Origin of the sequence: Streptococcus sp. DD11, from assembly GCF_001578865.1 — a bacterium.
GTDB lineage: Bacteria > Bacillota > Bacilli > Lactobacillales > Streptococcaceae > Streptococcus > Streptococcus panodentis.
Map to the genome: position 1 here is coordinate 340,245 of NZ_KQ969393.1, position 8,137 is coordinate 348,381.

Below are 8,137 nucleotides of genomic sequence, written 5' to 3' on the forward strand. Positions count from 1 at the left end.
TTTTTTGTGCAGAAAATCAACAGCTATCTGAAAGCTGACGGCAAAAATTCTTTCTATGACTATCAGCTGCCGCTGGCTATTCTGCGTCTCAAGCAGGCTATCGGCAGGACGCGCCGCAATGAGCGCCAGAAATCAGCAGTCATTCTACTGGACAACCGCATCCTGACCAAGCGTTACGGCAAGCAGATTCAGCATCATCTGAGCCAGCTGGCTTCTTTTGAGAGTCTGTCTCAGCCGGAAATATTACAGAAAGCAGCGGATTTTTTTGACGAGGAACAGTCGGACTGATTTGGAAAGTTTCCAGCCAGTCAGGCTGTTTTTTAAAAAATTCTGCAGATTGACTCAGTTACTCTTTTCAAAATCTGTTATAATGGTAAGAATAGGAAAGAAGGTTTATTCGTGAAAAAATATCTGCCCGGTCTGCTCCTGTCCTTTGGGCTGGCGGCTCTTTCTATTTTCTTGGGCGGCCAGCTGCCCCTGATTGGCTCCAGCGTTTTTGCTATTGTATTGGGAATGGTCTGCAGCAATACTGTCGAAATTCCAGCTGCCTTTCAGGCAGGTCTGGGCTATTCCGGCAAAAAACTTCTGCAGTATGCCATCATCTTTTTGGGCTTCTCCCTGTCAATCGGTCAGGTTTCGGAAACAGGATTTGCTTCGCTCAGAGTCAGCATCTTAACCATTCTCATTGCTTTTTGTGCAGCAGGTCTGGCTGGCAGATTTTTTGGAATGAAGCAGGTGCTGACCCTGCTGATTGCTTTTGGAACAGCAATCTGCGGCGGCTCTGCTATTGCAGCGGCTTCTCCGATTTTAGAAGCAGAAGAAGAGGACATCGCCCTGTCTATGTCAACGATTTTCTTCTTCAATATTTTGGCAGTTTTTATCTTTCCTTTTTTAGGACACCTGCTGCAAATGCCGGATGCTTTCTTTGGGACCTGGGCAGGGACGGCCATTAACGATACTTCATCCGTTGTAGCTGCCGGCTATACTTACAGCCAGCCGGCCGGTGATTTGGCAACGATTGTCAAACTCAGCCGGGCGCTGATGATTGTACCGGCCTGCCTGATTTTTGCCGGCTGCCGCTATGCTCGCTCAAAGCAGGCTGCTAAAAAGGTAGAGCTGAAAAAGATTTTTCCATGGTTTATTTTGTGGTTTGTGCTGGCTTCGCTCGTCAGCAGCTGGGGTATCCTGCCCGCAGCCCTGCTTCCCTACAGCAAACTGCTGTCCCAGTGGCTCATGGCCATGGCTCTGGCAGCCATCGGAGCCAAAGTTTCCTTCAAACAGTTTAGGGAGGCTGGCGCAGCCCCTTTGCTGACGGGAGCCTTTTCCTGGTTTTGTGTCGCTCTTTCCAGCTTACTGATTCAGTATTTTTTCTAACAAGGAGGGAATATGTCTTACCAAAGGCGGACTTTTGAGTCCCGAATTGACTATAGCCTGATTCTGCCGGTGCTGATTTTGCTGGCTATCGGCGTATTAGCCATTTATATTGCTGTCAGCCACGACTATCCTGACAATGTCTGGAATATTGTCGGTCAGCAGATTGCCTGGATTGCAGTCGGTTTTCTGATTAGCTTCATCGTCATGTTTTTCAATACCAAATTTCTCTGGCAGATGACGCCTTATCTTTATGTTTTAGGATTGGGCCTGATGGTGCTGCCGCTGATTTTTTACAATGATTCGCTGGTTGCTTCGACAGGAGCCAAAAACTGGATTGCAGTCGGCGGTGTCACACTCTTTCAGCCGTCGGAATTTATGAAAATTTCCTACATCCTCATGCTGTCCCGGCTGCTGGTGCAGTTTCTGCAGAAGCACAAGAAGGAAGTGCGCACGCTGAAGCTGGATTTTCTGCTGATTTTTGAACTGGGTCTCTTGACCCTGCCGGTGCTGCTGCTGCTGGCGCTGCAGAGCGATTTGGGAACGGCTCTGGTGTTTGTCGCTATCTACTGCGGCATCATCCTCCTGTCAGGTGTTTCCTGGAAAATCATCCTGCCTGTCTTTTTGACAGGAGCAGTGCTGCTGTCTGCTTTTCTCTTTATTTTCATCTCGGACGGCGGGCGGGCCTTTCTCCACAATACTCTGGGCATGCCAACCTATCAAATCAACCGTATCCTAGCTTGGCTGCATCCTTTTGACTATGCCCAGACAACAACCTATCAGCAGGCTCAGGGACAGATTGCTATCGGCAGCGGCGGCTTGACAGGCCAAGGTTTCAATGTGTCCAATCTTCTGGTGCCGGTTCGTGAAAGCGACATGATCTTCACGGTCATAGCTGAGGACTTTGGCTTTCTGGGCTCAACGCTGGTCATCGTTCTCTATTTGCTCTTGATTTACCGGATGCTGAAAATTACCATTAAATCCAATAATCAGTTCTACACCTATATTTCAACGGGATTTATCATGATGCTGCTCTTTCATATTTTTGAAAATATCGGAGCGGTCACTGGTATTCTGCCGCTGACTGGGATTCCGCTTCCCTTTATTTCTCAGGGGGGGTCCTCCATCATCAGCAATCTCATTGGTGTTGGTCTCTTGCTGTCATTCTCTTATCAAAACACTCTCCATGATGAAAGGAAAGAGAAGCTGCCGCTGGTCCGCAAGAAAGTGGTGCTGAAAAAATTAAAATAGCCAATGTTTTTGGCCGACAGTCAGCAGCCGTGGTGCGCGGCTGCTGCCAGCCCTCATTTTAGAAAGGAAAGCTTATGAAAAAAATAGCATTACTCTTAGCTCCCGGTTTTGAAGAAATTGAAGCCTTGACGGTAGTTGATGTCCTGCGCCGGGCAGGAATGACCTGCCACATGATTGGATTTGCAGCAACCGTGACTGGTTCGCACGGTATTACCGTTCAGGCAGACCAAGTATGGAGCGGCCGGCTGGAGGATTATGATATGGTTGTTCTGCCGGGCGGCATGCCGGGCTCAGCCAATCTTCGCGATGATGACCGGCTGATGCAAGAACTGCGCAGCTTCCAGGAAAAGGGGAAGTTTACAGCAGCTATCTGCGCAGCACCGATTGCCCTCAGCCGTGCAGGCCTGCTCAAAGGAAAGGACTTCACTTGCTATGACGGTGTTCAGGAAGGGATTGAGGACGGAAACTACCGCAAAGAGACCGTAGTCGTTGACGGCAGCCTGATTACCAGCCGCGGTCCCTCGACTGCTCTGGCCTTTGCCTATGAGCTGGTTCGCCAGCTGGGCGGAGATGCAGACCAACTGGCCGCTGCCATGCTCTATACAGATGTATTTGGCCAATAGGCCTTTCATGGCAAAAGCGATTTATCAAAGAGACCTGTTCGGAAACGGATCCGCCTTCTTCTTTTGCATTTCTTGGCTAAGAAGAGACAGCAGCCAATTCCCGAACCCCTTGCTTGCATCTTGAAAAAGATGATACTGCGAGCTTCCAATGGTCTGGAAGGATGGCGCAGCCATCGTGGGAGACTGCCATCGCCCGATTTTGGCACTGTTGGCGGCAGAAGGCAATCTGGGGAAAAGAGAACATTTCCGAATCAGTTTAATATAGACTCTACCGCCATTTAGTTTATCTTTATATTGCTAGTTCACTTTGCCGTATATCAGTACAGCATGAGGATTGCTGACGTGGTTTGAATTTAGTATAGGAGTAAACTAAAAGACTAGATACTACTGGCCGAATCCAGCAAAGGGCACTTCCTGTTTTTGGAGGTGTTTTTTGCTGAAGAGGCGCTTTGCACAGGGGCTTGCCTGCCAAGCAAGAACAGCGAAAGTCAAAGAGCCTCGTCAGGCTGTTTAGACTGTCATCCTCCGCCTTGCTCCAACCGCCCAATCCTGGAAATGAGCAAGCGAGGCAAAGAGCTTGGGGCTGATATCATTATTTAGTTTATCTTTATATCGTCATTTAGTTTATCTTTTATTACTTTGTTAGCTCGCCTTGCCGTACGCCAGTACTGTCTGCGGCTCGCTGCCTCGTACTAAAAGCAAACTAAAAGACTATATTGCTTTGTTAGTTCACTTTGCCGTAGGCCAGTACAGCTGACACTTCCTAACGGAAGCTTTATCTTTTGAGCAGCTCGCAGTCTTTCATTTTCTTATTTCAAGATGATAGGCTGAAACGGTTCCCCTTCGGGGGAGTGGAGTGCTGAAGCTGCCGTCCGCTCTTGCTTGAGAAAAAGGATATGAATCTAAGTTTAAATGGGTATGAAATATCTTTTGAAAGAATGGCTTTAACAGGCAGATTCTGGTAAATATTCGCACCTTTTTTGCAAAAAATATGATATAATGAAAGGTATGAATTATCAAGATTACATCTGGGATTTAGGTGGAACGCTCTTGGATAATTATGAAACTTCGACGGCAGCCTTTGTCCATACTTTGCAGAAGTTTGGCAAGTCAGCCGGCCATGATGAGGTTTATCGGGCCTTGAAGGTTTCTACGGATTATGCCGTTCAGCAGTTTGCTTCCCAAGAAAAGGACTTTTTACAGCTCTATAAGGCCAGTGAAGCAGAAGAACTGGAACATCCTGTCTTATTTGACGGGGCGGCAGAGCTGCTCGAGCGGATTGTGGACAAGGGCGGCCGGAATTTCCTGATTTCCCACCGAGGCAGTCAGGTCTGGGAAATTCTGAGCAAGACCGGCATTGCTGCTGCTTTTACTGAGGTGGTCACAGCGGATAATGGCTTTGAGAGAAAGCCCAGTCCGGCCTCCATGCTCTATTTAAAAGACAAGTACCGGATTGCTGCGGGTTTAGTGATTGGAGACCGTTCTTTGGACATGGAGGCCGGTCAGGCAGCAGGATTTGACACCTATCTTTTTGACAGTATGCAGCATCTTGAAGAATTTATAGCCATTGATTAGAAAAGGAACACTATGACAGAAGAAAAGCAACAAGACATACAAGCGCAGGAATATGACGCCAGTCAGATTCAGGTCTTAGAAGGCTTGGAAGCCGTTCGGATGCGTCCGGGCATGTATATCGGTTCGACCTCCAAGGAAGGTCTGCACCATTTGGTTTGGGAAATTGTTGACAATTCCATTGACGAAGCTTTGGCTGGTTTTGCCAGTCACATTCAGGTCTTTATTGAAAAAGACAATTCCATCACGGTTGTGGACAATGGGCGCGGCATCCCTGTCGATATTCAGGAAAAGACCGGCCGGCCGGCTGTGGAAACCGTCTTTACCGTCCTTCACGCCGGAGGCAAATTCGGCGGCGGCGGCTACAAGGTCTCAGGAGGTCTGCACGGGGTTGGTTCTTCCGTTGTAAATGCTCTCTCGACCCAGCTGGATGTCCGCGTTTATAAAAACGGTCAGATTCATTTTCAGGAGTACCGCCGCGGTCAGGTCGTGGCTGATCTGGAGATTATCGGAGAAACAGACCGCTCCGGTACCACGGTCCATTTCACACCGGATCCGGAAATTTTCACTGAAACAGTAGAATTTGATTTTGAAAAGCTCAACAAGCGGGTGCAGGAGCTGGCCTTCCTTAACCGCGGCCTCAGAATTTCTATCTCTGATAAGCGGGAAGGGCTGGAGCAGACCAAGGACTACCACTATGAGGGTGGAATTGCCAGCTATGTCCAGTACATCAATGAAAATAAGGATGTCATTTTTGAAACGCCTATTTATACAGACGGGGAGATGAACGATATCACCGTGGAAGTAGCCATGCAGTACACGACCGGCTACCATGAAACGGTTATGAGCTTTGCCAACAATATCCATACCCATGAGGGCGGAACGCACGAGCAAGGCTTCCGTACTGCCCTGACGCGGGTCATCAATGACTATGCCAAGAAAAACAAGCTGCTAAAAGAAAATGAGGACAATCTGACCGGTGAGGATGTCCGGGAAGGCCTGACAGCTGTTATTTCGGTCAAACACCCCAATCCTCAGTTTGAGGGACAGACCAAGACCAAGCTGGGCAACAGCGAAGTGGTCAAGATTACCAACCGTCTCTTCAGTGAAGCTTTTTCAGACTTCCTCTTGGAAAATCCTGCGGTTGCTAAGAAAATCGTAGAAAAAGGGATTTTGGCCTCTAAGGCACGTATCGCAGCGAAGCGGGCCCGGGAAGTAACCCGCAAGAAGTCCGGTCTGGAAATTTCCAATCTGCCCGGCAAACTGGCCGACTGTTCGTCCAATAATCCGGCAGAGACCGAACTCTTTATCGTAGAGGGAGATTCAGCCGGCGGTTCAGCCAAGTCCGGCCGCAACCGGGAATTTCAGGCCATCCTGCCGATTCGCGGTAAGATTCTTAATGTCGAGAAGGCCAGCATGGACAAAATCCTGGCCAACGAAGAAATCCGCAGTCTCTTTACAGCGATGGGAACAGGCTTTGGTGCTGATTTTGATGTCAGCAAGGCCCGCTACCAGAAATTGGTCATCATGACCGATGCCGACGTGGACGGTGCCCATATCCGGACCCTGCTTCTGACCCTGATATACCGCTATATGAAGCCAGTTTTGGAAGCTGGATTTGTCTATATCGCCCAGCCGCCTATCTATGGCGTTAAGGTCGGAAGCGATGTCAAAGAGTATATCCAGCCCGGGGCCAATCAGGAAGAAGAGCTGCAGGCTGCTTTGGCTCGCTACAGCGAGGGCCGTTCCAAACCCACCATTCAGCGCTACAAGGGGCTGGGGGAAATGGATGACCACCAGCTGTGGGAGACGACTATGAATCCTGAACACCGCTTAATGGCGCAGGTTTCTGTGGATGATGCCGCAGAGGCTGACAGGATTTTTGATATGCTCATGGGCGACCGTGTCGAACCGCGCCGAGAATTTATCGAAGAAAATGCAGTGTACAGTACACTTGATGTCTAAAAAAATCAGAAAAATCAACCATTACTGACAAAATTATGATATAATCAGTATGTTTGCTATATATAGTCTTATGGTTTGCTTTTAGGCGGCTGAAACAAGAGCAGAAGAGCGGCCTTGAAAACATCTGGTCAAGGGCATGCTGCCGCAGCCAAGCACAGGCATTCTCAGACTTAGCGAAGCTGGGCTGAAAACAGCATAAAAGCCGGACTGAATGACTATAGTAACAATATGAAGGAGTTTTGTATGTCTATTGGACTAATTATTCTCATTATTGTGGTAGCTCTGCTTTTGATTCTAGGGTACTTTACTGCAGTTTTGATGAGAAAAAGAAATGAAGCTCTACTTCAAAAATTGGAAGATAGAAAAGAAGAACTCTACAATCTTCCTGTAAACGATGAAGTGGAAGCTGTAAAAAATATGCACTTGATTGGACAGAGTCAGGTGACCTTCCGGGAATGGAATCAGAAATGGGTGGACCTGTCTCTCAATTCATTTGCGGATATTGAAAATAATCTCTTTGAAGCAGAGGGCTATAATAATTCTTTCCGTTTCATGAAAGCCAAGCATGCTATTGGTAATATCGAAAGTCAGATTGACTTGATTGATGAGGATATCAAGCTCATTCGCCGGGCTCTGGAAGACTTGGAAAAGCAGGAGTCTAAGAACAGCGGCCGCGTGCTGCACGCTCTGGATCTCTTTGACAAACTGCAGGTCCGGGTGGCTGACCATTCAGATTCTTATGGTCAGGCCCTGCCTGAGATTGAAAAGCAGCTGGAGCATATTCAGTCAGAGTTTTCTCAGTTTGTCACCCTCAATTCTTCGGGTGACCCAGTTGAGGCGGCTGAAATCTTAGATAAGGCAGAGGATCATATTCTGGCACTGACCCATATCGTAGAGAAAGTGCCGTCCATCGTCGAAGAGCTAACGGTCAAACTGCCTGATCAGCTGGAAGACTTGGAGTCCGGCCACCGCAAATTACTGGAGTCTGGCTACCATTTCATTGAAACAGATCTGGAATCACGTTTTCAGCAGCTGCATGCCAGCTTCAAGCGCAATGAAAGCAATATTGCTGCCTTAGAGCTGGACAATGCTGAGTATGAAAATGAACAGGCTCAGGAAGAAATCAACGCCCTTTATGCTGTTTTTACTAAGGAAATCGAAGCGCATAAGGTCGTTGAAAAACTGATTAAAAATCTCCCCAGCTATCTGGCTCATACTAAGGAAAATAACCAGCAGCTGCAGCAGGAAATGGACCGTCTGTCTCAGACCTTCCTTCTGACTGAACCTGAAACGTCACATGTCAAGGAGCTGCAGGCTGAGCTGTCTGCTCAGGAAGATGTAGTGCTGGGAGCAGT

General features: G+C 48.1%; 7 protein-coding genes. All 7 read left to right on the top strand.

Going from position 1 to position 8,137, the window contains the following annotated elements; translation table 11 throughout:
* A partial coding sequence (locus STRDD11_RS14175) for a helicase C-terminal domain-containing protein (RefSeq protein WP_277592703.1) occupies positions 1-288 on the top strand: 288 nt, incomplete at its 5' end.
* Positions 289-399: 111 nt separating this feature from the next.
* Complete coding sequence (locus STRDD11_RS04925; protein ID WP_128835951.1) at positions 400-1,374, top strand: YeiH family protein; 975 nt, start codon at positions 400-402, stop codon at positions 1,372-1,374.
* A 12-nt stretch (positions 1,375-1,386) separates the two neighbouring features.
* The gene (locus tag STRDD11_RS04930) at positions 1,387-2,622 is read left to right on the top strand and encodes an FtsW/RodA/SpoVE family cell cycle protein (protein WP_128835953.1); all 1,236 of its coding nucleotides are present in this window, start codon (positions 1,387-1,389) and stop codon (positions 2,620-2,622) included.
* A gap of 74 nt (positions 2,623-2,696) precedes the next feature.
* Positions 2,697-3,245: a DJ-1 family glyoxalase III gene (locus tag STRDD11_RS04935; protein WP_128835956.1), complete on the top strand. Its 549-nt coding sequence runs from the start codon at positions 2,697-2,699 to the stop codon at positions 3,243-3,245.
* A 1,008-nt stretch (positions 3,246-4,253) separates the two neighbouring features.
* Positions 4,254-4,820: an HAD-IA family hydrolase gene (locus STRDD11_RS04940; RefSeq protein WP_164828382.1), complete on the top strand. Its 567-nt coding sequence runs from the start codon at positions 4,254-4,256 to the stop codon at positions 4,818-4,820.
* 12 nt (positions 4,821-4,832) lie between these two features.
* Positions 4,833-6,782 (top strand): DNA topoisomerase (ATP-hydrolyzing) subunit B, encoded by a 1,950-nt coding sequence (gene gyrB, locus STRDD11_RS04945; RefSeq protein WP_128835961.1) that lies wholly within the window; start codon positions 4,833-4,835, stop codon positions 6,780-6,782.
* 243 nt (positions 6,783-7,025) lie between these two features.
* Positions 7,026-8,137: septation ring formation regulator EzrA (locus STRDD11_RS04950; protein ID WP_277592708.1), on the top strand; the 1,112-nt coding region annotated here is incomplete at its 3' end.